General features: G+C 35.4%; 26 protein-coding genes and 4 pseudogenes. 9 read left to right on the top strand and 21 right to left on the bottom strand.

The genetic code is table 11. From position 1 onward, the window contains the following. The first annotated feature begins 172 nt into the window (after nt 1-172). Nucleotides 173-2,160, top strand: a pseudogene (locus RTP99_RS04650) (beta-propeller fold lactonase family protein). A gap of 343 nt (nt 2,161-2,503) precedes the next feature. Here RTP99_RS04650 and RTP99_RS04645 read toward each other — a convergent pair. Continuing rightward, the gene (locus RTP99_RS04645; RefSeq protein ID WP_000865321.1) at nt 2,504-2,857 is read right to left on the bottom strand and encodes a hypothetical protein; all 354 of its coding nucleotides are present in this window, start codon (nt 2,855-2,857) and stop codon (nt 2,504-2,506) included. A gap of 419 nt (nt 2,858-3,276) precedes the next feature. Then, nucleotides 3,277-3,441 (bottom strand): annotated as a pseudogene (locus tag RTP99_RS04640) (terminase small subunit); the annotation flags it as partial. Nucleotides 3,442-3,983: 542 nt separating this feature from the next. On the opposite strand from RTP99_RS04640, the gene RTP99_RS04635 reads away from it, so the two are divergent. Both RTP99_RS04635 and RTP99_RS04630 read left to right on the top strand, forming a co-directional pair. Next, nucleotides 3,984-4,163 (top strand): DUF8096 family protein, encoded by a 180-nt coding sequence (locus tag RTP99_RS04635; RefSeq protein WP_079995151.1) that lies wholly within the window; start codon nt 3,984-3,986, stop codon nt 4,161-4,163. A 539-nt stretch (nt 4,164-4,702) separates the two neighbouring features. After that, a complete protein-coding gene (locus RTP99_RS04630) occupies nt 4,703-4,840 on the top strand; it encodes a DUF3956 domain-containing protein (RefSeq protein WP_000376554.1) in 138 nt (45 codons plus the stop codon). Nucleotides 4,841-4,944: 104 nt separating this feature from the next. Here RTP99_RS04630 and RTP99_RS04625 read toward each other — a convergent pair whose 3' ends face one another. Next, nucleotides 4,945-5,136 (bottom strand): hypothetical protein, encoded by a 192-nt coding sequence (locus tag RTP99_RS04625; protein WP_071713387.1) that lies wholly within the window; start codon nt 5,134-5,136, stop codon nt 4,945-4,947. A 1,117-nt stretch (nt 5,137-6,253) separates the two neighbouring features. Then, nucleotides 6,254-6,484 carry a hypothetical protein gene (locus RTP99_RS04620; RefSeq protein WP_071713386.1) on the bottom strand — a complete coding sequence of 77 codons (231 nt, stop codon included), beginning with the start codon at nt 6,482-6,484 and terminating at the stop codon, nt 6,254-6,256. Nucleotides 6,485-6,761: 277 nt separating this feature from the next. Between RTP99_RS04620 and RTP99_RS04610 the strand changes: the two are divergent. The 3 genes and pseudogenes from RTP99_RS04610 to RTP99_RS04600 form a co-directional block, all read left to right on the top strand. Further along, nucleotides 6,762-6,960, top strand: a pseudogene (locus RTP99_RS04610) (site-specific integrase); the annotation flags it as partial. A gap of 214 nt (nt 6,961-7,174) precedes the next feature. Then, nucleotides 7,175-7,489, top strand: coding sequence for a thioredoxin family protein (locus tag RTP99_RS04605; protein WP_000658777.1), 315 nt, complete (start codon nt 7,175-7,177; stop codon nt 7,487-7,489). Between the two features lie 276 nt (nt 7,490-7,765). Continuing rightward, entirely contained in the window at nt 7,766-8,647 is an 882-nt protein-coding gene (locus RTP99_RS04600; protein ID WP_000380386.1) for a cation diffusion facilitator family transporter, read from the top strand. On the opposite strand, the gene RTP99_RS04595 is transcribed toward RTP99_RS04600, so the two are convergent. The 5 genes and pseudogenes from RTP99_RS04595 to RTP99_RS04575 form a co-directional block, all read right to left on the bottom strand. Beyond that, nucleotides 8,637-9,272 (bottom strand): phosphatase PAP2 family protein, encoded by a 636-nt coding sequence (locus RTP99_RS04595; protein ID WP_000833365.1) that lies wholly within the window; start codon nt 9,270-9,272, stop codon nt 8,637-8,639. The genes RTP99_RS04600 and RTP99_RS04595 overlap by 11 nt on opposite strands. 77 nt (nt 9,273-9,349) lie before the next feature. Continuing rightward, a pseudogene (locus tag RTP99_RS04590) lies at nt 9,350-9,664 on the bottom strand (sporulation protein); the annotation flags it as partial. A 12-nt stretch (nt 9,665-9,676) separates the two neighbouring features. Then, nucleotides 9,677-10,498 carry a serine/threonine protein kinase gene (locus tag RTP99_RS04585; protein ID WP_000872048.1) on the bottom strand — a complete coding sequence of 274 codons (822 nt, stop codon included), beginning with the start codon at nt 10,496-10,498 and terminating at the stop codon, nt 9,677-9,679. Further along, on the bottom strand, nt 10,498-10,680 hold the full coding sequence (locus tag RTP99_RS04580) for a hypothetical protein (RefSeq protein WP_000473370.1): 183 nt from the start codon (nt 10,678-10,680) through the stop codon (nt 10,498-10,500). Before RTP99_RS04580 ends, RTP99_RS04585 begins: the two co-directional genes overlap by 1 nt. 110 nt (nt 10,681-10,790) lie before the next feature. After that, on the bottom strand, nt 10,791-10,970 hold the full coding sequence (locus tag RTP99_RS04575; RefSeq protein WP_000658451.1) for a YozD family protein: 180 nt from the start codon (nt 10,968-10,970) through the stop codon (nt 10,791-10,793). A gap of 149 nt (nt 10,971-11,119) precedes the next feature. On the opposite strand from RTP99_RS04575, the gene RTP99_RS04570 reads away from it, so the two are divergent. After that, nucleotides 11,120-11,287: a DUF3930 family protein gene (locus RTP99_RS04570; RefSeq protein ID WP_011040294.1), complete on the top strand. Its 168-nt coding sequence runs from the start codon at nt 11,120-11,122 to the stop codon at nt 11,285-11,287. Nucleotides 11,288-11,291: 4 nt separating this feature from the next. Here the strand turns inward: RTP99_RS04570 and RTP99_RS04565 are convergent, their stop codons facing one another. The 10 genes from RTP99_RS04565 to RTP99_RS04520 form a co-directional block, all read right to left on the bottom strand. Then, on the bottom strand, nt 11,292-11,954 hold the full coding sequence (locus RTP99_RS04565; protein ID WP_000101501.1) for a hypothetical protein: 663 nt from the start codon (nt 11,952-11,954) through the stop codon (nt 11,292-11,294). Between the two features lie 189 nt (nt 11,955-12,143). Continuing rightward, complete coding sequence (locus tag RTP99_RS04560) at nt 12,144-12,359, bottom strand: YozE family protein (protein ID WP_000750723.1); 216 nt, start codon at nt 12,357-12,359, stop codon at nt 12,144-12,146. Nucleotides 12,360-12,431: 72 nt separating this feature from the next. Continuing rightward, nucleotides 12,432-12,704 carry a YokU family protein gene (locus tag RTP99_RS04555; RefSeq protein WP_000995764.1) on the bottom strand — a complete coding sequence of 91 codons (273 nt, stop codon included), beginning with the start codon at nt 12,702-12,704 and terminating at the stop codon, nt 12,432-12,434. After that, nucleotides 12,701-14,122, bottom strand: a complete 1,422-nt coding sequence (kamA, locus tag RTP99_RS04550; RefSeq protein WP_000902137.1) for a lysine 2,3-aminomutase — start codon at nt 14,120-14,122, stop codon at nt 12,701-12,703. Before kamA ends, RTP99_RS04555 begins: the two co-directional genes overlap by 4 nt. Before the next feature lie 211 nt (nt 14,123-14,333). After that, nucleotides 14,334-15,719, bottom strand: a complete 1,386-nt coding sequence (gene rocR / locus RTP99_RS04545; protein WP_011040293.1) for an arginine utilization transcriptional regulator RocR — start codon at nt 15,717-15,719, stop codon at nt 14,334-14,336. Nucleotides 15,720-15,818: 99 nt separating this feature from the next. After that, on the bottom strand, nt 15,819-16,664 hold the full coding sequence (ablB, locus tag RTP99_RS04540; RefSeq protein ID WP_000878610.1) for a putative beta-lysine N-acetyltransferase: 846 nt from the start codon (nt 16,662-16,664) through the stop codon (nt 15,819-15,821). Beyond that, nucleotides 16,661-17,929: a peptidase gene (locus tag RTP99_RS04535; protein WP_000436704.1), complete on the bottom strand. Its 1,269-nt coding sequence runs from the start codon at nt 17,927-17,929 to the stop codon at nt 16,661-16,663. The genes ablB and RTP99_RS04535 overlap by 4 nt, the downstream gene beginning before the upstream one ends. Nucleotides 17,930-17,944: 15 nt before the next feature. After that, nucleotides 17,945-18,607, bottom strand: a complete 663-nt coding sequence (locus RTP99_RS04530; RefSeq protein WP_000525281.1) for a CoA transferase subunit B — start codon at nt 18,605-18,607, stop codon at nt 17,945-17,947. Further along, nucleotides 18,592-19,290: an acetate CoA-transferase subunit alpha gene (gene atoD / locus RTP99_RS04525; RefSeq protein ID WP_000208117.1), complete on the bottom strand. Its 699-nt coding sequence runs from the start codon at nt 19,288-19,290 to the stop codon at nt 18,592-18,594. Before atoD ends, RTP99_RS04530 begins: the two co-directional genes overlap by 16 nt. Beyond that, nucleotides 19,287-20,597 (bottom strand): aspartate aminotransferase family protein, encoded by a 1,311-nt coding sequence (locus tag RTP99_RS04520; RefSeq protein WP_001205894.1) that lies wholly within the window; start codon nt 20,595-20,597, stop codon nt 19,287-19,289. The genes atoD and RTP99_RS04520 overlap by 4 nt, the downstream gene beginning before the upstream one ends. A 1,109-nt stretch (nt 20,598-21,706) precedes the next feature. Here RTP99_RS04520 and RTP99_RS04515 point away from each other — a divergent pair. Further along, nucleotides 21,707-22,456 (top strand): DUF4397 domain-containing protein, encoded by a 750-nt coding sequence (locus RTP99_RS04515; protein ID WP_000083249.1) that lies wholly within the window; start codon nt 21,707-21,709, stop codon nt 22,454-22,456. A gap of 33 nt (nt 22,457-22,489) precedes the next feature. Here the strand turns inward: RTP99_RS04515 and RTP99_RS04510 are convergent, their stop codons facing one another. Further along, a complete protein-coding gene (locus tag RTP99_RS04510; RefSeq protein ID WP_000451748.1) occupies nt 22,490-23,608 on the bottom strand; it encodes a BA2291 family sporulation histidine kinase in 1,119 nt (372 codons plus the stop codon). 245 nt (nt 23,609-23,853) lie between these two features. On the opposite strand from RTP99_RS04510, the gene RTP99_RS04505 reads away from it, so the two are divergent. Continuing rightward, nucleotides 23,854-24,246 carry a YueI family protein gene (locus RTP99_RS04505; protein WP_000247570.1) on the top strand — a complete coding sequence of 131 codons (393 nt, stop codon included), beginning with the start codon at nt 23,854-23,856 and terminating at the stop codon, nt 24,244-24,246. Nucleotides 24,247-24,362: 116 nt separating this feature from the next. Here the strand turns inward: RTP99_RS04505 and RTP99_RS04500 are convergent, their stop codons facing one another. Beyond that, complete coding sequence (locus tag RTP99_RS04500) at nt 24,363-25,787, bottom strand: aldehyde dehydrogenase family protein (protein ID WP_000716445.1); 1,425 nt, start codon at nt 25,785-25,787, stop codon at nt 24,363-24,365. Between the last annotated feature and the right edge of the window lie 28 nt (nt 25,788-25,815).

The following is a 25,815-nucleotide window of genomic DNA, read 5'->3' as shown; positions in this document are numbered from 1 at the left end:
TTTTACAATATTACTAGTCTCATAAGAACACCTCCATTTTATTTACATATACTTTTAAAAAATGTTCCTAGGTATTTCACATATAACTTATACTCATAAACACATTACAATTAGAAGCAAATATTGATTATCAAATGTACTTACTATTTAAACTTTTTAAAAGGAGGTAATTATGAAAAATAATCAAAACTCAAACGACCCGTGCAAAAAGTTCCAATTTCCCTGTTTTATTTCTATATCCTCTTGCAATCAAAGTAATTGTTGTACACCTGTTTTTTTCTCATTTTCTCAGCAACAAGAATTATTGTCCCTAATTAACCAATTAAACCAAGCAATCCTTTCTTTACCACGCCAAATCCGACAACTATACAAATACTCCAATCTGCATTACAGGCATTAAACGATTTAATTATTACAGTGCAACCAAATACTCCAAATAGAAATTTAGTTATACGAACTATAACTCAATTAATTAATTCCTTACCTACTGCATCGCTTACTCAAATCTCTGCGTTATTTCAATTTCTATTCCAAAATTTATCTTCGCTCATTAGTTGTTCCAATATATCGGACCCATTGTTACAACAAACATTTAACTTAATTTTGCAAGGAATATTGAATAGTTCTCTATTAAATATTACCGGAATACCCGGTCCTACTGGCGCGACTGGACCTAGAGGATTTCCAGGACCTAAAGGAGCGACTGGACCTCAAGGTGTACAAGGTATTCAAGGGCCAGAAGGACCAGAAGGAGCGACTGGACCTCAAGGTGTACAAGGGCTTCAAGGGCCGGAAGGACTTGCAGGAGCGACTGGTCCTCAAGGCGTGGAAGGGCTTCAAGGGCCAGAAGGACCACCGGGACCGACTGGGCCCCAAGGTGTGCAAGGTATTCAAGGACCACCAGGACCACCAGGGCCAACTGGATCCGGAACCGGAATGGGAGTTCCTGGACCACCAGGGCCGACTGGACCTCAGGGGGTACAAGGAATTCAAGGGCCGGAGGGACCAGAAGGACCAACTGGACCTCAAGGTATCCAAGGGCTTCAAGGGCCAGAAGGACTCGAAGGGCCGACTGGACCTCAAGGTGTGCAAGGAATGCAAGGACCGGAAGGACCACCAGGGCCGACTGGACCTCAAGGTGTGCAAGGTATTCAAGGACCAGAAGGACCACCAGGGCCAACTGGAGAGTGTGAATGTCCACCGGGACCGACTGGACCGACTGGACCAACCGCACCGACTGGACCTGCATGTAATTTCCTTGTTTATGTTACAAACGCAGGAGCCATAGATGATCTAACAAATGATACAGTATCTGTAATTAACACCGGAACAAATACAGTTGTTGCTACAATCACTGTAGGTAATGCACCTCTCGAAGTAACCGTTTCTCCAAATGGGACTCGCGCTTATGTTACTAATATTTTTTCTAATACCGTTTCTGTTATTAATACGGCTACGAATACAGTTATTGCTACCATCCCTGTTGGATCTAATCCAATCGGTGTAGCTGTTTCTCCAAATAACACAACTGTTTATGTTGGAAATCACGGTAACAATACGGTCTCTGTTATTAATGCTGCTACTAACACAGTTGTTGCTACCATTCCTGTTGGCAACGCTCCACAAGGAATCACTGTTTCTCCAAATGGGGCCTTTGCATATGTTGCAAACGAATTAAGCAACAATATTTCTGTTATTGATACTGCTACGAATACAGTTAGCGCTACCATTCCTGTTGGCATTCGTCCTAGAATAATCGTCTTTACACTAGATGGCACTCGTGCCTATGTCACAAATCAAAATAGCAATACTGTTTCTGTTATTGACACCACTACGAATTCCGTTATTAATACAATTAGCGTAGGTTCTGAACCGGTTGGTATAGATATTACACCAGATGGCACTCGTATTTACGTTGTAAATAAAGTAAGTAATAATGTATCAGTAATAAGCGTGGCGACAAATACTGTAATCGATACAATTCCTGTTGCTTTATCCCCGGATCAAGTAACGATCATACCAGACGGCACTCTCGCATACGTTACAAACCAAGGTAGTAATACTGTTTCTGTTATCAATACTGCTACAAATACGGTTATAGATACGGTTCCAGTAGGTGTTGCCCCAACTGGTATAGCAACCGGAACTATTTGTGAATAATATAAAAAAACAGAGGGACAAAATATGTCTCTCTGTTTTTTTATTTTTTGTGCTCCTTAAAAATTTCATATTTATAGCCGCCTTCTCTACGTACTTCGTGTTAATTGTAATATACATGAAGAGGATATTATTCGTCTCATTTCATATTATCTTATGTATACTTCTATACATTTGTTTGTAAAACCCATTGTATTAAAAAAAGTAACCGAGTATCTTTACGAGCTTAAATAGATTCACAAATTATCTATATCACGCTCTAACCTTATTTTCCTAACCTCCTATTCACCACCCTATAAAATTTCACAAAATAAAAAAGCAGCTGTTATGCTACATTATATTCGTTTTATCCCCAAGAAAAATGATAAATATATTCTCCCGTTACACTTTGATTAACCCCAATAATTCTAACAAACCTCATTAAGTCCGCTCCTTGAAGAAAATACATCGCAAGTGTAATTGGCACTTGTGACCACATGAATTGATAAAACTCTTCGACTCTTTGGTTTGTTAAAACAATTAAATCATTTACAGGCCCTTGATTCCATGCAGAAGTTCTAACTGAATTAAACGGAAGATCTTTCCCATTAACCACTATTCGCGCCATACTTTGAGTTATGTCCACATCAATTCCCTCCATCATTACAAAAATTGGCCCTGTGTATTTACTCCTTTCTTTATAAATATTCTTAACCTTCATAAATGTCTAAGGCAAACCTCTATTTTTGCTTCTATTCAAATGAATTTATTTCACACAGTAAACAGGCAAATGAAATTTCAGTATTACTCTCCTTCAACTTCCGTATCATTTACCCCCTTATTCAGCTTGACAATCCGGTATGCAAAATTACATATCTTGTTATCTCAATATTACTTTATTTACTACAAGTTGATAGAAAAACATTCAAACCAATTGATAAATCAACGTTTGTAATTTAATTCCTTATTTAAAATTCCACCATTTTATTTTTAAACACTATATTAGAATAATTATATTGGAATTTCTTGTTGTATACACATCTATCTTTTTCATGTATTATATACGAGAAGAGTAAGGTAAGAGTTACTCTTTGCCATTTTAGGAAAGGTCCTGTTGAAAACAACAGGACCTTTTTTCGTATTTGCAAAAGCAATCTTAATTTTCTCATTCCTTACATCCATCGCTTCCCTAAATACATTTTCAACCATTTCAGATTTAATCTCCCAAATATAAGATGCTATACGGACTCTTCTGAGTAAACGGCTACTCGTACTATGTGGGCTTCTCTTTACATACCCAACTTTACAATCCATCCCTACCGATTTATTGTCGTTAATCTTTTTAATTACCATAGATTATTTGACTATTTCTTGAACATGATTTGTATCAACTTTCATTACTAATTCCTTTCTAACATAATTACTCTTCGTGTTAATTCATTAATCGTTTGTTGCAGTCCAGTAACTTGAATTCTTAATTCAATAATTGCAAATTCCAGTTTGTTATTTTGATTATCCATCCTTCATTCTCTTCCAAAATTACTCTAATTCAGTCTTGAAATTCTCTAAAACTCATTGTATTATATTTTTGTATTTTCTCAGTTCCCAAGCCGAGAAAACATCATCACTTCTGAAAAGGACCCGAACTCCAGCGGGTTCTTTTCATTTACTTGAACTCATTTTCAAATCATTGTATTATATTTTCGGGTCTTACTTCATAAATCATTATCGGGAGAATCTGCATGTTTGCAGGTTCTTTTTGCAAAATAAAAAGCGTCCACTACGTGAACACTCCATGTTATTGTGCTTCAGCTGTTTTAATTCAGATTGATATGCAGGTGAAACGAATGGAAAATAAAGAACATGAACAAAAATACGATTTAAGCAAAATATACACATACGAAGAACATCCTGATAAGATCAGCGGTCGCTGTGATAATTGTGGTAATTCCGTATTCAAAAGTTCCATTAAAAATTTCATCTTCTCAAGAGAATGCCGTCATTGTAGCATGAAGAAAATCATCTAGCCCCAGATAGGGCTTTTTTCTTTATAAAATAAAAAGCAGCGAATTCGCTACTTTATAGTAAATGATTTAATCTTGAATTTCCTTTACCTTCCTTCCCAGTTAAGGAGTACATTATATCTTGATGTTTAATCATCCTTTTATAATTCCGTGGTACTTTAAACCCTTTTCTATATTCTTTAATTGTAATTATAGTTTGGCAATCTATATTCAATGCTTTCGATAACAAGTAAGGGTTATATCCACTATCTATCAATGAGATAACCTCATAAAACATAACTTTCCCATCAACCATCCTTAATAAATCTTTTTTTAATTTTTCTCTTTTTCTAGCTCTTTTGTTTTATAGATCACGTACTTCTGCTGCGAACTTCTGTCTCTTTTCCTCTTCTAACCTTTGTTTTGCCTGTTCAATTCGTTGAGTTCGTTTGTTTTGTTTAAATGGACTAATCTATCAATTCTATAAAATCAATCAATTCAACTATTACATATTAATAATCCGTTCATATACTATAGTAGATTGCTAGAAAGGAGGCGTAACCATGGATAGTTGCGTTGTGTTTGTAAATGGACAACCTTTTTTAGTTCTTTCAGTAGCTGGTATCGAAATTGCTAGATTAGAGATTTCGCTTCAAGTAGCATTGGCTCTAAGAGTGCTTGGAATACCAATTTGTGATTAATTACCACATCCAAAAAAAGAGAGCATTAGCTCTCTTTTTTTATTTTCCCTATTATCCCTGAACAAAAAAGAGCGCTTTTCTTCAAAGCACTCTTTCCAAGGAATTTACCAATTTCGACGATCATCATGATCATGATCACGATCACGTTCATGATTACGTCTGCGACGACACTCATCACAATCGCAGTCACGATCACGTCTACAACGACGGTCATCACAATCTCTGTGTCTGCATCTGCCAAACATTAAATCATCCCAAAATCTATCACAATCTCGAAAATTATTATTCCATCCCATAAATATGATTACCTCCTCTATAAATAGAATTCATTATATTCTATGAATAAAAGGGGAAACAGCTTGTTTACTAGCCTATGTTTTGTGTTTTAAACTAATAATATTCCTATTTATTCTTCAAATTGCTAGTCTACCTCTTTATCTTTCCTTAACAACAAACAAGACGCCCACCAGATCACAAGCAACGCCTACGATAATTGATATTGTTTTAACCATTATCATCATTCCTATCTCCTAAATGAAACTAAATCAATGGCTGTTATATTTACTCTTTTTCTTTATTGATTAACTGAGTACTTTCATAGACACCGTTTATCAAAGATTCCCTATGTCTTCACCCCTTGAATATTTTTCAAATAAAAATACATACTATTTTCAAGCCGCCGTATCCACGGCTAATACTTCTTTCTTTTGTTACAGCAGAAGCAGATAGGTTCTTCACTTATCTGCTTTCTGTGTATATTTTTTAAAATATCGAAAATAATACTAACAAGCTGTTTGAACTAGCAGCTTCACTCTTCTCGCAATGGGAATGCAATTTATCACAATTAGCTAACTCATTCGACTCACTGGCAGACAACCAAAATCGTTGTCTGCTTTTTGTATGAGATTTTTTCGTTTTACATATACTACTTTTGAACCTGTAGACCAATACGAGCCATTTTGGTGCTTGGGATTTCCCTTCCTAGAGACTGTCCCAAAAAGTGCTTTTTAGTCAAAATCGAATAAAAAGTGAAAGGCAGAAACGTTGATTTAATAACGTTTCTGCTTTTTCAATTTCATGTGATTTTACTTCCAAAGAGACTTATGAGACAGCTCCTTTTTTTGTATAGACACGTACATTTAGGTTAAAACTAATTACAAGCAGATTTTCTGTTTATTCGTAGTTTTAACCAAGAATACTTTTCTCCTACTAAAGGACGGCAGGTACGACTGCTAGTCCTCTTTTTCTTATATCGCATACTCTCCCTTCTGGTAGCTTCGAACCACGTTCCCCTCATCATTATAGTAAGCAATTTCCCAATAAGGATGGCAATTATGCTTCTCAATTTCCCCATCGAACAAAACGAATAGATCAGTTTTCCAGTTTCCAACGATCGCGTACCCCACATGCCAGCTACATTTTCTTAAACGCTTGTTCTGCGCTATACATTCGCTTGCTATCAAAAACACCTTCATTCTCGCACGTTACAAACTTCATGAATTCAGCCATCGGCATTATTAGAAACTTTGTTCTGAACTTTCGCCAATACAGGAATCTTGCCTTTCCTTCAGTTTCTGCTACCACATATTCTTCATTCGGCCATTGTTCGAAAATGGTAGTGAGTTTGAATTTGTAAAGGACCACTAGCCTTTCACCTCCCCCTTAATTCGCAATCAACTTACGGAACAGTTTTTCATTTCTTTTGTCTAGTGCGTAATCAATGAGTTGGTATTTTATTGACTTGTCAATTTCATCGTGATCTTCCCCATCAATATACGTTTCAAGTGAACACTCATCATCTTCATTTGAGCTGTATAAAATCGGAAAATCATGGCGATACCGCTAATCAATGATTTGATAGTAATGGAAGGATATTGATTTTGAAGGAAGAACTTTATCTATTAATCGTTCCCTCTCTCATATCACAAAAAAATTTCATAAACCTAAAACATCTATAGGAAATAGATTGCTGGTTTTGCCTGACATTACTTTAATGGCATTAAATGACCATCTGCAAAAAATTTCTGAGGAAAACGAGCAATATGGTTGAAGGCTATAACAACTACGGTTTGGTTTGTCCGCCATATAACGGTAACCTATGTAATTTCAGAAGTTTGACATAGCTCATGAAAAAGCTTATAAAGAAAAGTGAGGTTCCTAATATTCGTTACTAGGATTTAAGGTGTATATCCAAAAATCACAAATGAATGATCAGGACATAGAAGCAGTCGAAGATATTGCAAACAATTTATTTCATCAAAACTATTGTTTGCAATTACGGATTTTGCATAAAAATACTAGCATATCCGATTGACATTGAGAGGAGTCAAAAACATGAAAGAAATCAAATCAGAACAGGAATTCAAAGACATCATCGCAAGCGAGGAGCCAGTAGTTGTTAAGTTCTTTACTACATGGTGTCCAGATTGTGTACGTATGGACAACTTTATCGGAGATGTAATGGAAGAGTTCAATAAGTTTGAATGGTATTCTATTAATAAAGATGAGTTCCCAAGTATCGCTGAAGAGTATCAAGTAATGGGTATTCCAAGTTTACTTGTATATCAAAATGGCGAGAAGCTAGGCCACTTACATAGTGCTAACGCAAAAACTGAAGAGCAAGTTACTGAGTTTTTAGAAGCATACTAAGATGAAAACCCTCTGAAAAATATTTTCTAGAGGGTTTTTATTTTTTCAAAAATCAGCTGTCAGAATTGAACATATTTGAACTCCCTTCTCCTCCCTTAAAAAATCGCGTTCATATCCTAACTTTGCACTTTACAACATATTTTTCCTTCACGAAACTTTGTTATCCCCTTCTTAAAAAGCTAAAAAACGTCAACAATGTTTGTATAGACCCACACGACTTTCGTTTGATACTCTATTTATAGAAAGAAATTCCTTGTAGAAAGGTGAGTGATTAAAATGGATACTCTTTCTCATAAAGAAGCTGATAAAGGTGCGATTGTCAGCATTATGGCCTACATATTTTTATCCTCTATGAAAATCATCATCAGTTATATTACCCTCTCTAGCGCATTACGTGCTGACGGTTTAAATAACTTAACGGATATCGGTGCTTCTTTAGCTATATTAATTGGTCTAAAAATCTCTCGGAAACCTCGTGATCCAGATCATCCTTATGGGCATTCGCGTGCAGAACAAATTGCATCACTTGTTGCTTCTTTTATTATGGCAACGGTCGGATTAGAAGTTGTTATTAGTGCCATTCAATCTTTTTTAAATCCGAAACAAGCTGCACCTAATGTACTTGCTGCATGGGTAGCTTTATTTTCTGCTGTCGTTATGTACTGTGTGTATTTGTATACGAAAAAGATTGCAGCACGAACAAGAAGTAAATCATTAGAAGCAGCTGCAAAGGATAATTTATCAGATGCCCTCGTAAGTATTGGTACAGTAGTAGGTATTGTCGGTTCGCAGTTCCAAATGCCTATTTTAGATCCTATTGCTGCTTTAATTGTCGGTCTTATTATTTGTAAAACTGCATGGGAGATTTTCGTAGAAGCTTCTCATATGTTAACGGATGGAATCGATCCAGATAAGATGGAAGAGTACGCTGATGCGATTGAACATATTGGTGGCGTGGAAAACATCGTAGATATTCGCGCTCGTATGTACGGGAATCAAACGTACGTTGATATTACAATCGAGGTAGATGCTCGTATGGATGTTGGAGAAAGTCACTGTATTACTGACAACATCGAGGCAATGCTTCGGAAAAAATTTGGCATTTATCATGCGCACATTCATGTTGAACCAATGGAAAAAGAACCTATTATGACATAGGTTCTTTTTTAATGAACGTTTTATGAAATATAACACATAAAACGAGCCAGCTACCGCCAGCTGCCCATCCTGCTAATATGTCAGATGGATAGTGAACGCCAAGATATATTCGGCTAACTGAAATAGATAATACAACAAAGCTCGCTATAAAAATAATCAACAATTTTTTATGCAACGTAATACGTTCTTCTGTAATCGTGACGTATGCAATAAATCCTAAAAAAGCAGTAGCATTCATCGTATGACCGCTCGGAAAACTATATCCAGTTGCAGTAACAAGCTGTGTTACATCAGGTCTTGCTCGCTCGTACCATAGTTTAAGCATACTGTTTAAATAACGAGATCCATAATAATTAATTGTTAGAAGTAAAGCACTAAGCAACTTTTTTCTAACGAGAAAATACATTACAAGAATAATGAGTAACGGAAAATATATTCTTTTGGAACCGATAAAAGACACCCAAGTAAAGTAGGCTGTCAAATAATCGTTTCGAAAACTTTGAATAAAATGTGCGACTATATTGTCAAATTTCTCAATACAAGCGGTATGATACGAAAGTGATAATACGACAAAACAAATGAGTAGCGTAAAACTTAACAAGTATAAATGTCGATATCGTTTCACATACATAACCTCACTATGCAAAAAAATGGAGCGGTTGTTTTAGTTTTCCTCTCCATTTCTTTTTTATGCATAGTTTATTAAAAAATATAATTGTTAATTGTTTCTTTCATCGTTGGAATATCTTCATTCATTACTGTAAAGCGACTCACTTTCTCATCAAGATCAAGTGCTTCTGCAAATAAACCTGCTAATCCGCGAGATTTTCTGTCTACTTCCATAATAATCTCTAGGCGATCGTAAGCACTTGGTAAAATTAATAATTCTAGTTCATCTAATTTTCCATAATACTCTCCGGAAACAGGAACAAACTCAAATTCTTGTGCAAATGGAACTTGCTTACGTAATCGATACGGTAATTCTTCACATTCTATATGACGCGCTTTAAAACCTAATACCAACGCTTGCTAAAAACTTTTGAAACATGGATCCTCCATCCTTTCTAAAGCAAAAGCTACATCTTTTTTTAAATCTTGTACATTCTCATAGTACGGCGTTTTTATTTGTAACATACGCATCAACATTTCACGGTTGTAATTTTCCAAAGTTAATTCGTCATACCATGGCTTTTCATGTTTTTCATTAGATTCATAGCCTGCATATAATAAAAATAATGAGAAATGACCAAGCGCATAAAAATCGCTACGAAAGTGAACTTCTCGCATCAAAGCTTGTTCACCCTCATAAGTTGTAGCTCGTTCATCCCCCTCGCCTTTCAATTTCGCCAATCCAAAATCAATAATACTAATTTCGTTTTCTTTCATTAATATGTTTGGAATGCGTAAATCTCGGTGAATAATACCTTTACTATGAAAAACTGATACAATTTCTAATATTTCATATAAAATTTTAAAAACTTCACGTTCTGTATATACATGCCCATCCGAGAAAATATAATCCTCGAAATTTTTACCAGGCATATATTCCATCACAAAAAAGCTTTTTTTCTCCCATACGAAATGATCATATAAACTAGGAATTGCATGATGGTTTAATGTTTGTAAAATCATTTTCTCATGCTCAAATGATTTTCTACCGGACTCATATCTTTGTTTACTTTGTCTTAATTGTTTTAAGACTTTATATCTATTTATTTGTAAATCATTAACGACATATGTAACCCCATAACTGCCCATTCCAATTACTGATTCAATTTTATAACGTTCTGCGACAATTGTGTTTTTTCGTAGTGGTCTATCTAATAAAGCTAGTATACGACGCCATTTCATTAGCTACTTGAAAAGAAGCTACGGCTTTTACGTTTTCTTTTATAATGATGATGCCCATAACCAGATGAACGTCGTTTATAATCGCTACTTGAATAAGAGCGACCTCTATGGCGATAATCACTACTAGAATACGAACGATATTTTTTCTTTCCTAATAAAGAATCAATAATTTTTTTGAACATCCCTTCACCTCTTGAGTAAAATTTTCTTTTAATTATACCAACTATTGCTGGCTACATTTGTGACAAGTTTGTAAAGAGTAAAAAACGACGAGTTAGGCCCGTCGTTACTTTCACTCATCCTCTTCATCAAAAACTTCATCAATCATACATTTCTCTAATAAGTACTCGAATGTAATATCTGCAAGATCTTCAATTTCTTCTCGTTTTGGGACGTATCCTCTTTCAATTAGTTGCTCATAAAAAAACTCCGCAATCTCTTCCGTATCAATTACGACTTCAATTTCCTTCATGAGCATCACTCCTTTATTTCTGTTTTATGAAAAAATCTCAAAATTATGTATATGAGATTAGAAAAATAGTTTTTCTTTTTTTATAGGTCATATCCTTTGGACGAGATGCATACGATGGTAGTACAAGCTATCAAAAGGGGGAAATAATTATGGAATATCAATACGAGGTAACGCAAGAAGTAGGGCAAACAAAAGAAGAGTTCATGCATGAAGATCAATGGGCAGACTCTCTTATTAAATGGCTTTTTATTTTTTTAATAGTTGTAGGCATACCTTATACTGCATATGTTGTTGTTCAATTCATTCTCTCTTTCTAGTTAACTATTTTTTCTCTGTCAATTTAACTAAATAATTATGAACAACATCCATAACAATTTTGTATTCTTCATCTTTAAATGTATCAAATAACAATTGATAATCGTTATAAATATCAAGTAATCCATCAATGATTTCTTGACGATTTGTCTTAACACTCACTTTTTTTGAGTTGTTAATTGACTTTAATTTTCCTAAATCTAATTTATTCATACCTGCTTTATCTTGTTTCATTTTCTTCAAAATTGCATTTGCCGTTTGAGCATTAGCAAGTAACGTTAAATCTGACTCATCCGCTTCTAACCATTCACCATCCGTAATTCGTGATAGTTCATATATTGTATCTTCCCATGCGTCATTTTTATATCTCCATACTTCTGTACGAAAACCAACAATTCGAAACACATCTTTATCGTATCCTGTTACTTGCACGAGATCACCAAATGTGAAATTATAGTTTAATTCAATCCACTCAGTTTCACCTTTTTTCATATCTTGCTCAGTAACATGCTGCAATGTTTGCTCTACGTAAAATCCATCATGATTATTGACTTCGTATACGTAAACTCCATCTAAAACCTTCATATTTGTGATTTTACCAACGGTTCCATATAGCGTAATCACGACTATGTCCCCTACGTTATATTTAGGTTGCTTTTTCCTTGCCATCTATATCTCTCCTTTTTTTGACGTCGTGATTTTGATAACAGTATATGCAACCTACATAAAAACGCTTATCACAGAAGCGTATATTCATAAATTTTTTCAATAAAAAATATCACTATATGAAAATTTATTTACAACGTAAAAAAAGCTAGCAAATAGACTAGCTTCACGTCAAAAAAGTTCATATAGTTTTTATCTATCTTGTATGTATAACTCCCACGCTTCATCAAATATAGACATACTTGCTAGCATTCCACTTAGCTCTAAGTATGAACTAATTTCATCGTAATCTTCAGATTGCTTCGGAAAACTTAAATCATCGTACATTGCCTCTGCTAAATTCGATATTTCATTACTAAATAAAGCTGCACGATGCTTCATCATATAGTGGTAAAATGTCTTTTTCAAAAATATTCCCTACCTTTCTAACTTGGGTACATTATACAAGGCAAAAAAGAAAAAAACCAGCAGAAAAGCTGGTTAAAAGTCAAAATAATTTCTTTTTAATAGACGGGGTCTTCCCATTAATTCTTCATATGTTAGTTGTTTTGGTAAATCTTTCGTATAAATTAAAAACAATTGATCTTCTATTTCTTTCACTGTTTGATCTGATTGATAGTCCATACCACATGAGGAACAAGAAATGCATGGTGTCTCTTGGATTTCAATGGCTTTCGTACCATCTGGCAATTCCCAATATACAGTATTTAAGCTTTCTTTTGCTTCTGTACTGTCACACCACATACAATTCATACTGCATCACCCTCGGTTTTTTTGTCGTTTTCTTCTAATTTAGCCATTTGTGCTTGATATTTTTTATCTTTCAATTGGTCCCGCTTATCACGTTTATCTTTTAATGTTGCATGCGTTTCATTCTCTTCATAGTCTTTACGACGGTTCATACGCTGTAAGTCGTCTGGAACAAGGTTGAATTTCTTATCACTCATAAGGCCTGCGATACCAACATCTGAACGTTTTTCTTCGTAGTTTGGATAAATTTCTTTAAAGTACCCTTCTGCTCTTCCTGGAATGTAGCTTTCTGGCTCTGGATACGTTGTAATAACACCTTCAAAGTTACGAAGTACAACTTTATCTGCACTTTGCGAGATTAAATAGTTTGGTTGAAGCGCAATTTTACCGCCCCCTCCTGGTGCATCAACAACGAATGTTGGTACTGCATAACCAGACGTATGTCCGCGTAAACCTTCAATAATTTCAAGACCTTTAGAAACTGGTGCACGGAAATGACCAATACCTTCAGATAAGTCACATTGATAAATATAATATGGACGTACACGGATTTTTACTAAGTCATGCATTAGTTTTTTCATAATTGGAACGCTGTCATTAATACCAGCTAAAATTACTGCTTGGTTTCCGACTGGAACACCAGCATTCGCTAACATTTCACATGCCTTTTTCGATTCTTCAGTAATTTCAATAGATGTATTGAAATGTGTATTTAACCATACTGGATGATATTTTTTAATAATGTTACATAAGTTTTCTGTAATACGCTGCGGGAATACTACCGGCGCTCTCGTTCCGATACGAATAATCTCAACGTGCGGAATCTCTCGTAAATTTTTTAATACATATTCTAAAATTTTATCGTTAATAAGAAGACCATCACCACCAGAGATTAATACATCTCGTACTTGTGGTGTTTCACGAATGTAAGCAATTGCATCATCTAATTGTTTCTTCGGCACACCCATTCCAATTTGTCCACTAAAACGACGGCGTGTACAGTAACGACAATACATAGAACATTGATTCGTTACTAAGAATAGTACGCGGTCAGGATAACGATGTGTTAACCCTGGAACTGGTGAATCTTCATCTTCATGAAGCGGATCTTCTAAATCATATTTTGTTTTATATAACTCTTCCGAGATCGGTACAGATTGCATCCGAATCGGACAGCGTGGGTCATCAGGATTCATTAACCAAGCATAGTACGGTGTAATATTTAACGGGATCGTTTTCGTTGAAATTTTAACGCCCTCTTCTTCATCAGGTGTTAAGTTAATCACTTTCTTTAAGTCATCTAACGTTTTGATCGTATTCGTTAATTGCCAAACCCAATCATTCCATTGCTCTTCAGTAACATCTTTCCATAATTCGATATCCTTCCAGTGACGATTTGGTTTGTATACATCATGTAACATTGCTATTCCCCCTTTTTATACGCTCATCCTTTATATAAGCAATAGTTATGCCAACTTTACTTTATTGATAAGTAAATGTACGGATAACCCTATTATATAAGCGAAAAAAATATTTTTAAGCACTGTATGAAATCCATACATACTATCATATTCATTACTTTTTATATATGTAAACGCTCTTTTATTGGTGCAAACACACAAAAACCGCCAATTATTCGGCGGTTTTGTCGTACTTACTCAGTTTATATTGAAGCGTCTGACGAGGGATACCTAACATTTTTGCAGCTTGTAATATATTCCCTTCTGTTTCAATTAACGCTTGATCTATTAATTCTTTTTCCGTTTGATGAAGTGCTTCTCTAAGAGGCAATATGCCCTTCTTCTTTGGAAAACTCTCTTTCCGAAATGTACGCGGTAAACAATTAGCTGTTAATGTATTCCCTTCTGCAATAATGACAGCATGTTCAATCGTATGTTTTAACTCCCGAACATTTCCAGGCCATTGGTAAGCTTGTAGTCTTTCTTTCGCTTCCTTATCCATTTGAAGTACACCTTTTTTATAACTTTTATTATATTCTTTCAAAAAATAAGAGGCTAACAATAATACATCCTCCGTTCTTTCACGGAGCGGCGGAATATATAATGAAAAGACATTTAATCGATAGTATAAATCAGTGCGAATTTTATTCTCTTTTAAACATATTTCTGGTGGCTGATTCATTGCGGTAATAACGCGAACATCTACTTTTCTCGTCTTATTATCACCAATACGACGAATAACACCATCTTCTAATACACGTAGCATTTTCGCTTGTAAATCGAGTGGCATTGAATTCAGTTCATCTAAAAACAATGTCCCTCCATCTACAAGTTCAAATAATCCCGCTCGTTCAATTGCCCCCGTATAACTACCTTTCGTCGTTCCAAACAATAAACTTTCTAATAGAGACTCTGGCAAAGCTGCACAGTTTTGTGCAATAAACGGCTTGTTCTTTCGCTTAGAGGCTTCATGAATCGCTTGTACAAATAACTCTTTCCCTGTTCCTGTTTCCCCATATATTAAAACATTCGCATCGGTTGGGGCTACTTTTTGTGCTAATTCTTTCGTCTGTTTAAACCGAGCATCATTCGTCACGATCGTTTCAAATGCAACATCCTTTTTGACCGCTTTTTTTCTAGATGACCGCTTTATTTTCGACTGCAAATCGACTATTGTATCGGTAAGTTTTTGTACTGTGGAATAATCTTTTGCAATTTCAACAGCTCCAGCAATATTTCCATCTATGAAAATAGGTAACGTCGTATTTACTGTACAAATGTCTTCCCCATTTAAGTTTTGATAATGCTGCACTTGATGAACGATTGGCTTTTTTGTATCTAATACTTTCATCAACGTACTTGTTTCCCTAGATAAAGAAGGAAACGCTTCTAACAAATGTTTACCTAACACTTTTTCAATTTTTGATCCATCGTGTTTTGCAGCTACAGTATTATAGAAAATTGTAATACCATTTTCATCTACTGCGTGTATAGCCTCATCAATACTGCCCAAAATCGCCTCAATGACTTCTTGTGTCGAAACTGCTAGCAATGTCATCCCCCCTCTTGCCGAAAATCCAGCAAATACTATGCCGAATTTCCGGCACACCTATGTGCGATTATAAGCATGACGATTCCGTTCTATTTTTATAACGTACTATTTAGACAAATCTTTTACCCATATATTCATATCTTCTAGCTTATCAAAAATGTAGCAATTGTTCGCCAATCTTCCTGTATACGTATAGCCTAACTGATGAAAGGCTGCATTCATTCCGAAAGAAAGCGATCGAGCAATTGTATAAGAACAGAAAATCGATTTTTCTTGAAGTTCTTCTTCTAACTTAATTAATAAACTTTTCATAAACCCATGTTTACGATATTCGGGTAAGGTCGCACAATTCGTTAATTCTGCATTTCCTTCTTTTATATTCATTTCTGCAGACGCTGTACTAATTATTTTCCCCTCGAATTCATACACATAGTAAATTGTATCGTCTTCTTTCATCGTTTGTTTTACATAACTCGCTTCGTTTAAAGGAGTCGGATACACTTCAAATACTTCTCCAAAGACAGCTGCTAATTCTTCTGCGTCCTCTTCTGTCGCTTTTCTTAATAGGAATTTTTCCGGAACTATTTTTTCCTTTACTTCTTTTGCTTTTACACCGCTTAAAATAGTATCTTCCTCAGCCCAATGAATACTATTTCGTCTTTCATCATTATTAAATTTCACGAAGAAGTATGCATCGTGACCTTGAAAATAATGTGGTATTGTTGCTTCTAATAAAAAACCGAAAGAGAGCCATGTTGAAACATGCTCTCCCTTTCCTTTAACAATACATTTAGTGAAAGAATGTTTCTCTGCTAATTCGTCAATTGTTTGGATGATTCTCTCAATATTTCCTGTGTAGTGGTCTACTCGAATACGTTTATTAAAATAGTCCAAAACGCCTTCTACTGTATGGCCATTCGTCTGTTCTCTAAAAGATTCATAGTATTTCATTTTTTCACCTCACACCAATCTAGTAATGTACATGCAATAATTTTTGCGGCAGCTATCATTTTATCAACTTCTATATATTCGTTTGGATAATGCGCTACTTTCGTTTCTCCTGGGCCAAATACTATCGTTGGTACACCGGCGATTTGTGTAAATAAGCCTCCATCAGTCCCCCACGGAGATGCTTCAATAATCGGTTTATTCCCTTCGATTTCAACGAAGTTATGCTCGAGCGTTGTAATTAACTCATGATTTTCTTCTAGTTCACCTGGAACCCATCTTGCTCCAAACCATTCCACTTCTACAGGATTTTCAACAAACCAATTGTTCACATCATTTAATTCAGCGATCCAATTCTCGAACTCTTCTTTTGCTGCCTCTATAGTCTCATTCGGCGCAATACCGCATCTTCCTTCTAAAATTAACGAATCAGGAACAGAACTTGGCCAGCTACCGCCTTCAATTTTCCCAATATTAATTGGAATTGGGATCGGGATTCCTTTAAATAATGGATCTGTAATTCGGTCATTTCTCTTCTCTTCCAGCTTTCTCAAATGATCTACAACAAACATACTTTTTTCAATTGCACTTACTCCTTCATAACGCGTCCCACCGTGTGCTGCTTTCCCTTTCACATGTAGACGAAACCACATGGATCCTTGTTGTTTCGGGAAAAACTTCATATTTGTTGGCTCCGGAATAATAACACCATCTGCTTTATATCCTCGTAATATAGTTGCTAATGTTCCTGCTCCGCCGCTTTCTTCTTCTATTACACTTTGAAAATAAATATCTCCTTTTAATTCAATACGAGATTCAATAATTGCTTCCATCGCAAGCATTAATGCGACATTGCCGCCCTTCATATCTGTTGTTCCACGACCATATATACGATTTCCTATTTTCTCACCACTATAAGGATGATGATCCCACTGATTCACATCTCCTTCTGGTACGACATCAATATGCCCATTTAATATCATAGATTTCCCGTCGCCGCTTCCTTTAAGGGTTGCCACAATGTTCGGGCTATCTGAAAAACTTGTACGCGGTGATACAAAATAAGGATGATCTTTCATTTTAGAAAATGATGGCTCCCATATATCAAGATCTAAACCTAGCTCACGTAATTTTTCAATTACAATTGCCTGCGCACCACTTTCCTCACCAGATACGCTCTTTTCTTGAATTAATCGTTTTAAAAATTTTACGCTTTCTTCTTCATGACTCTCAATATAATCACAAACTTGTTTTTTTAATTGCTCCATATATTACATCTCCCCTCATTCAATTACTAGTAAATTAGAACCAATTTTAAAATTTGCTTCTGTATGTTGTTTTATATCTTCTACTGTGTATGGGCTCATTAATTCTTGCAAAATAAGTCCATCCTGCGTCACTTCCATTACTGCCATATCCGTAATAATTAAATCTACGCATTTTTTTGAAGTTAATGGTAATGTACACTCCGAAACAATTTTTGCATTTCCATATTTATCGACATGATTCATCACAACAACGACCCGCTTCGCTTTTTGAGCTAAATCCATTGCTCCTCCAATACCTGGAACGCGTTTCCCTGGAACAATCCAGTTTGCTAAATCACCATTCTCACTTACTTGTAATGAACCAAGAATCGTTATATCTAGTAAACCTTTTCGAATCATCCCAAACGCTGTGCAACTATCAAAATAACTTGCTCCTGTAATAAGAGAAGTTGGCAAACCTGCTGCGTTACATAAATTTTCGTCTTCATTTCCTTTACTTGGCGTAGGTCCCATACCTACAATTCCATTTTCTGCATGAAACATAACGTTTATATCGTCAGGCAAATGATTCGGTACAAGCGATGGTATACCAATTCCCAAATTTACAATCATACCATTTTGTATTTCTTTCGCCGCACGTCTAGCAATCTTATCTCTCACTTCTACGCCCATACCCATTTCCAATTCACTCCTTCCGACGGTACGATATAATTTACAAATACTCCTGGGACAACAATTTCTTCTGGATCTAAACTTCCAAGTGGAACAATTTCTTCTGCTTCTACAATCGTTATATCCCCGGCCATAGCTACGTGAGGGTTCATGTTACGAGCGCTCTTATCAAACACAAGGTTACCGAATGGATCCGCCTTTTTCGCGTATACAATCGCAACCTCAGCAGTTAATGCTGTTTCAACTAAATATGTTTTACCATTCATTTCAACAGTACGTTTTCCTTCTTCTACAATCGTATCAACACCTACATCAACTAATATGCCACCAAGTCCTACACCACCAGCGCGAATACGCTCTGCTAATGTTCCTTGAGGAGAAAACTCAATTTGTAACCTTCCTTCGTTTAACTGTCTTCCTGCATTTGGATTTGATCCAATATGAGAAGTAATTAATGATTTTACTCTTTCATTCGTAACGAGACGACCGATTCCTACATCAGGAAATCCTGTATCATTTCCAATTAAATTTAAATTTGTAACTCCTTTTTCTAAAATCGCCTGTATTAAAGATGGAGGGGATCCAATCCCCCCAAATCCCCCAAACATTAATGTCATATCATCGTGGAATAAAGAAATTACTTCCTCGATCTCTTTTAATTTACTGAATGTATTCGTAATAGTTGTCATGCGATACTATGCCCTCCTTTTTGCATCATTTCTTCAACACTTTTTGCAAAAATTGAAAGTAATTCATCTAACTCGGAATATGTAGTTGTCATTGGCGGTGCTACAAGCAGTGCACTATCTTCTTTTCCTGCTTGCCCTGAAACAGCTTGGTATAAAAGAAGACCATTTTTAGCTGCAACCGAAATAAGTTCCGACGCTTTTGTAAACGGTTGCAATTCTACTCCAATTAGCAACCCTTTTCCGCGCACATCAGCAATGATTGTCGATTGTTGCTGAACTTTCTGTAATCCCTTTATTAAATACTCTCCCTTTTCAGCTGTTTTTTCAGGTAGATTATGTTTCTCCATATATTCAATAACAGCTAGAGCTGTTGCTGCAGATAATGGATTTGCACTTAACGTATGCCCACTCATAACAGAACGCGATCCTCGTAAAATTGGCTCCATTACACGGTCACTTACAACCGTCGCTGCCATCGGTGTGTATCCAGCTCCTAAACCTTTACCAAGGGTCATAATATCCGGTTCTACACCCCAATGCTCCATCGCAAACCATGCGCCAGTACGACCAAGCCCAGTCATTACTTCATCAGCAATAAATAAAATATCGTAATGACTACAAATATCTTTAATAACTTTATAATATTCTTTCGGCGGAACGACTGCGCCTCCAGCTGCTCCGATAATCGGTTCAGCGATAAAAGCTGCGATATGTTCTGCACCAATTCTTTCGATTGATCTTTCTAGTTCAGTCGCACAAGCAAGCTGACAAGTTGGATATACTTTTTGCACCGGACATCTAAAACAATATGGAGCTGGAATAGTTGGATAATCTTCTAAAATTGACACGAAACGTTGTCTACGCAGTGGATGCCCAGACATTGATAAGGCGCCCATCGTAATACCGTGATAACTCATCCATCGTGACAAAATTTTATGTTTCCCTTGAATACCTCGCTCTTGAAAATGTTGAATTGCAATTTTCATAGCTGTTTCATTTGCTTCCGTACCACTATTTACAAAAAAGCTCCAGTTCAAATCTCCTACACTTAAATCGCTTAATTTCTTAGCTAATTTTTCAGCTGGTTCACTCGTAAACTGTGATCTATAAACGAAAGCAATCTCCTCTGCTTGCTTTTTGATAACGTCCGCAATCTCCTTTACGCCATGCCCAATACCTGCCGTAATTGCTCCTGACGAGCCATCAAAATATTTATTTCCGTTTTGATCATACAAATACACACCTTTTCCATGTGAAATCATTGGATACGGCTGACCAACAAGTGGTTTAATTAAGTAATCGCGCATAGCGCTCCCCCATTTCTCCAATTTGTATATATATATGAAGAAAATTGACGTTTCTTTCATAAAAAAGAACCCTCTGCGAAAGCAGTGAATTTATCAAAAAACTATTATAAAATATACAAATGAGTGCTAAATATCAATTTAAAAACAGAAAATTCAGAACTTAAATTAAAGACCAACCCTTATCTATACGCTCAAATAACCCTCCCTTATATAAAATTAACGCTTCACTAAATATTTTCCCAACATAATGTCAGCTTCCCTCAAATGCCGACATTGTGTAAACTTCGACGAAACTCCCTTTAAACTCCTTCCTGTTCTCCTACTTTATATTGCATATTTTCAAACAAATCTCGACAATTAATCCTACTAAATGCATAGCAATTATTTTTATAGAACCCAATATTTCACATACATTCTCCTCCATTTATACAATAAAGTGAAACTTTAATCAGCCCTCACCAATCGGACTTTTATGGGCAGCCCGACCCCCACCTAACTTCTTTGTTTTCGCTGAATTTTGAGATGTGGGTCTTACTGCCCATTAAAATCGGATAAAAAAAGAACCGATTAACCACATTAATCAGTTCGGCACGACGCTCTTTTATCAGTTAATACCGTCACTTGCTAACGTAAATAGAAACAATAGTATTACAAAATCACAATTCATCCTACAGTATAAAGCACAACACCGTCCATAACTCCATTCACAATTCCTTGCGGGATATCCCCATCCCAAGGTTTCATTCCTTTCCTTAATTTCAAACTACCTTTCCTTTATAATTTATGTAGGACAATTATTACTTTGTATGTGTATTTGCCCATAATTTAAAAAATCCCTAGTTTCCTAAGGGTTTCAGGACATGGTTTCGACATGTCACGTATTATGCTCTCAAATTTTTCATTTCGAAATATACACTTCCTCAGCCAATATGGATGATATATTTTTGTATCCTCTAGAAAATTATAACTCTCGTTCACCTAAACTTAACTTATCCTTAAAAAATACTTATTATTAATTTTCAACCTTTCTCTTTTAAAAAACAATTTTTTTCGCATAACCTCATTCTTGCTAAGCATATAGTTTTAATGATGACAAAGGAGGAATGTTCATGTCTCAATCTGAAATCGAAAAATATGGACAAGAAGCTGCACGTTACGAACAGCTCGCTCGTTACTATCAATTTCATAATCCAAAAAAATATGCAGAACTATATATGAAATATTATGATGCGCTTACGAATCTTGTACAGGCATACGAAAAAAGAGATTCACAAGAAGCTGCTTTACCATCGCACATAAGATTTTTTCACTCTGCTTCAAATACACCTGCCGTTGACATTTTAGTAAACGGGCAAAAGGTAATTAAAAATATTTCATTTAAACAATTTAGTCCCTATTTAACATTAGTACAAGGTAAGTACCGAATAGATATTGTTCCTGTCGGAAATGAAACGCCCATCTTTTCAGCTTTAGTACCAATAATGGGAAATCACACTTATACTTTTGCTGCAATAAATAGTGATAATCATCTACAATTACAACCTATGCTTGATAATACTCATTTACCAGCAGGCCAGGCAAAAATACGCTTTGCGCACTTTTCTCCCGATACCCCTGTTGTAAATGTAAGTTTAAAAGGTGGCGATCATTTATTTGAAAATGTACTCTTTAAACAAATAACAGATTTTTTAGAAGTTAGCCCTGGTACAGCGGATATAGAAGTTTCACTCGCAGATCATCAAAGTGTCTTACTAACTATACCGGATTTCAAAGTCGAACCGAACATTATTTATACAATTTCAATTTTAGGTTATTCAACGAAAGATCCTAAATTAGAAGCCGTTATACTTACGAATTAAAACAGTCTACACCATTCATTTGGTGTAGACTGTTTATTTTTGAAATGCAATTTGAAATTCTGTCCAATCATTATCTGAACGACACATGATGGACCCATTATGCTTTTCTACAATTTGTTTACATACAAATAACCCAATACCAGTTCCTAACTTTTTAGTAGTTACAAATGGTTCAAAAATCGTTTCTACATTTTCAGCTGGAATCATTGGCCCGTTATTTTTTATTACAATCCGAATCGATTGATCTTCTTCAAATACATCAATGATAATTTTTCGTTCTTCTTTCATTGATTCAAGAGCATCAATTGAGTTCATTAATATATTTAAAAATACTTGTCTCACTTCACTCCGATAACCAGTAAGCGGAATTGGATATGGCAAATTCTTTTCAATAGAAACATTTGCATTGACCAAACTTGGATATAAGAACTGTATAATGTCTTGAAACAAATCATTTAGCCAAAACCGTTCAGATTCAGTCCACATTTCTTTTTTCGATACGAGTAAAAATTGCGAAATGCGAAAATTTAATTGGTCTAATTCATGAGAAATAATATCTAAATACGATAAACTAGGATGGTCTGCCTTTAATAATTTGACAAACCCCATAATGGAAGTAAGTGGATTACGAAATTCATGTACAAAACTAGCTGACATTTGCCCTAAAATCGTCAGCCTTTCTTTATGTGTTTCGTTAATATATTGCTGTTTTTCCTCTAAATTTCTTGATATAATTTCCGAGTATTTTAAAACAGTGTAATAAATTAATTTGTCAAAACAAGTATGTATTTGGGCCATAATTGGTTTCAATTCACGTGCACTAACATCTAATTCACACATCGCTTCGAAAAGCTCATTTCTTCCCACATTTGCATTATAAACAAAATCACCTATATTCGCATCTGCTCCTGCACGTTCAATAGCAATTTTCTCGCATAATGGCTGAAGATAATTTATATCTTTTTCTTCCATAGTAAGTTCAATAATAAACTCTAATAAATCCTCTCCATTTTGAACTGCTTCTAGTCTAAATGGATCTTTATCGGAAATTATCATTTTGTTTTTCCAGTTCTCAACGAATTGGTGCCTGTTGTTTTTCAAGTGCGAACAAAATACTTCTTTAATATCCTTATCGATTGGAAAAACCTCCATTCCTCCATTTCCATGCGACGAACACCCTTTATATTTTGAATATTAACACAAAAAACATGATTCGTTAATAGATTATTGTCACATTTTGTTAATATGTGTTGATAAAATTTTTATAACTTTATTAATTGTTTAGATTGTTACATTCCATTTTCCTTCCTTTCATTCAAATTTTTTATATTCGATGCGACTTTTTTTGCATCCTGCTTCATTCTTTCGTACAATAGAAAAGGAAAGGTGTGAAAAATATGGTAAATAAAAATGTGGAAGATTATCTCCAAGAAGGCATTTACGGCCAAAAGCAAAACAAACCAGAAGAACGTAATATGTATTTAACTACATTACGTGAGCGTGTAGAAATCGCTTTAACTATCGGTCAAGTAATGCAAAGTAATGTATATTCTGAAGTAGCTAGTAGCATGCGCTCTTCTCAATCATTACAAATATTCCTAAATGGTGGCATTGCTTACCCACATTTATCAAAATACATTAAATTAGCGAATGAAAAAAATGTTCCTTTTACAATTGTTCAAAATAAAGGTATAGAAACACCAATCGGTTTAGTATTATCTCATAGCACTGCTGTCGACAAAGAACAAATTTATGTAGAAGATGCTATTTTCAAACAAGAAATGAAGTAAAAGGTACACTTGATTAAATGGAATCATTCTAAGAAACGTCAAATAAACAAAAAAACGAGTATGGAATCGTAAACATTTCCTACTCGTTTTTTTGCGATGTTTAAGTTCTAGTTACTTTATTTTTTAATACACACTAATTTCATTTCTGTCATTTCTTCGATTGCATATTTAATTCCTTCACGCCCCGTACCACTTTCTTTCACACCACCGTAAGGCATATGGTCTACTCTGAACGTTGGAATATCATTTATCATGACACCACCAACTTCTAATTCATCAATTGCACGCATTACTTTAAACAAATTATTTGTAAATACGCCTGCTTGTAGACCGTAACGCGAATGATTTACTTGCTCTATGGCCTCATCAAATTCTTTAAATGTATTTACTGTCATAAGTGGACCGAATACTTCTTGGCACTGTACAGATACATGCTCTGGAACATTCGTTAATACAGTTGGTTTAAAAATCCTTTCATCACGTTTGTTACCACCATACAAAACGCTCGCTCCTTCTTTAACTGCTTCTTGCACCCAGTTATCGATACGCTCGACATCTTTTTTCGAAATTAAAGCTGATACATCCGTTTCCTCAAGCAACGGATCACCAACAACAACTGTTTCCATCGCTTTCTGTAACTTAGATAAAAATTCATCCATTCTCTCTTCATGTACAAAAACACGTTGTACCGAAATACAAACTTGTCCATTATTAACAAATGCTCCCCATTTTACTCGTTCAATTAATTCATCTGTTAATTCAACATCTTCATCAATAATAACAGCAGCATTCGATCCTAGTTCTAACGTAACTCGCTTTAACCCAGCCTTTGCCTTAATTCCAAGTCCAACTTTCGGACTTCCCGTAAAAGTAATGGAAGCAACATCATCATTTGTAACTATTGCTTCTCCTACAGTTGAACCAGGACCAGAAATAATATTTAAAGCCCCTTTTGGCAATCCTGCTTCTTCAAATAGTTCAACTAATGCATAAGATGATAGAGGCGTTTGATCAGCTGGTTTTAACACAACTGTATTTCCAGCAGCAATTGCAGGGCCCACTTTATGTGCCACTAAATTTAATGGAAAATTAAATGGTGTAATAGCTCCTATAACCCCAATCGGTTTTCGTATTGTGTATGCAATGCGCCCATCTGCACCAGGTGCTGCATCAAGTGGCAGTGTCTCACCGTATATACGCTTCGCTTCTTCAGCTGCAAATTTGTATGTCTGAACGGTACGATCTACTTCTCCCCTTGCAGCACGTATTGGTTTTGCAGCCTCTTTTGCAATAATCTCTGCAAATTCTTCTCTTCTTTCATCCATTTTTTGTGCGACTTTCTCTAAAATAGTCGCACGATCATATGCAGATAATCTATTCATTTCTTTCATTGCATTCTTTGCAGCAATAACAGCCTCTTTTACATCTTCTTCCGTTCCTTGCGCGATTTCCGCTAATGTTTCTTCAGAATATGGTGCATATAATGGCTTATACGTATTTACAGACTTCCAATCTCCATTTATATATAAATGCTTTTTCATAATTCTTCCCCTTTCAAATATATGTATA

This window comes from Bacillus sp. (in: firmicutes) (assembly GCF_031983925.1).
In the GTDB taxonomy this organism is placed as follows: domain Bacteria; phylum Bacillota; class Bacilli; order Bacillales; family Bacillaceae_G; genus Bacillus_A; species Bacillus_A pacificus.
This window is presented reverse-complemented; position numbering and strand designations above follow the sequence as displayed.